The 1,568-nt window shown below is 34.8% G+C and carries 1 protein-coding gene; it reads left to right on the forward strand.

What is annotated here, in order from left to right; genetic code table 11:
* Window positions 1-403: 403 nt before the first annotated feature.
* Window positions 404-1,477, forward strand: coding sequence for a hypothetical protein (locus tag H5160_RS20045; RefSeq protein WP_182738517.1), 1,074 nt, complete (start codon window positions 404-406; stop codon window positions 1,475-1,477).
* Window positions 1,478-1,568: the final 91 nt, after the last annotated feature.

Below are 1,568 nucleotides of genomic sequence, written 5' to 3' on the forward strand. Positions count from 1 at the left end.
GATTATATCAACGGATATTACAACAACGTTAGGCCGCATCATTATAATGCCGGTTTAGCGCCAAATGAATCTGAGGTTAGATATCAAGATTCTAAAACTGTGGCCAAATTTTATTGACCACTACAGATACTGCTGACAAAAGAACATTGGCGCTTTTTTTGGGGAAGGGATCTCCTTTTCTAGTTCCATCTATATGAATCATCCAAATATAATACTATTATTATGTCTATTAAAAGAATATAGCATAAGGACAAATATTCAACTCTAAACCTTTTCTTACCTACTCTGAAGGTTAAAGTGGACTTTCCTAGTTTGTTAGAAGCTGTCTAATAAAGCTAGGAAGCCCAAGGATTCAACAAGCAACATTAGTCGCTAAACATAATTAGAGCAAGGAACGTACTATATGGCTCATGACATCAAACATACTCAACTAACCCGTTTAGGTTATAACTATCAAGATTTAGTCTGTTTAGAGATTCTAATTGATTGGTTCCACAACCCAGACTTTTACCAATGGGTGAGAGTAGAAAGTGACAGTCCAGAATTTTATAGTTTAGACGATGTAGTTGCTCTAACTACCGACAATAAATACGAATTGCTTCAAGTAAAGTTTACTATCGACGCCTCAAGAGAAGATTTGAGCTTAGACTTTGATTGGTTATTAGGTAAAAAAAAGAATGGAACATCTTTAATACAAAAATGGTCAAAGGACGTTGAGTCTCATATAAAACAGAATGATTTATCATTAGCTGCACTAAAAACAAATAGAATACCAGACGAAAGTTTCAAGTCATATTTAAATGGTTATTTGTTGAATAAAAACCTAGTTCCAGAAGAAATTCTTATACTTATAGATGAGCAGTTAGGTGCTCGACAAGTTACATTGCGATTCCTCGAGCATTTTGAGTTTCACCACAGTCTGCCTTGTATTGATAGGTTAGAAAACAAATTGCATGATAGTGTTGTTCCTGACCACACTAATGACGAGGGTTGGTATAGATTTCAAAAGTCAGTTAAGCATTGGGCTACAAGGAAGAACCAGCCAAATGAGAAAGGAAATATCTATATAGATAATGTCCGAGAAATGTTAGATGTAAAATCTTCTAGATCTATCTCTCAATACTTTGAGGTCCCTAAAGGATATATTCCACCATCAGAGCAGTTTCATAATGAAATAGTTACCAAAATATCTAACATTGAAAATTTTGTTATATCAGGTGCCCCAGGAATGGGAAAAAGCACTTATTTATCATTCTTAAACGATCATTTGCTGAAACAAAAATTTCCGACCATACGGCACCATTATTCGTTATCTAGCCAAGATACGATTGATAGAATTTCATTCCCTGTTGCTGCAAATTCACTTATATCACAACTAGATACCTTCTTTCCTAATATTGGAGATAAGCCAGAAGAGTTAGGCTCCTATATAAAACTAGCAAGTGTAGTGGTCAATAAAATTTGGCCACAGTTTTAGAATCTTGATATCTAACCTCAGATTCATTTGGCGCTAAACCGGCATTATAATGATGCGGCCTAACGTTGTTGTAATATCCGTTGATATAATC

The sequence above is a fragment of the Pseudoalteromonas sp. SG43-4 genome, from assembly GCF_014164325.1.
In the GTDB taxonomy this organism is placed as follows: Bacteria; Pseudomonadota; Gammaproteobacteria; order Enterobacterales; family Alteromonadaceae; genus Pseudoalteromonas; species Pseudoalteromonas distincta.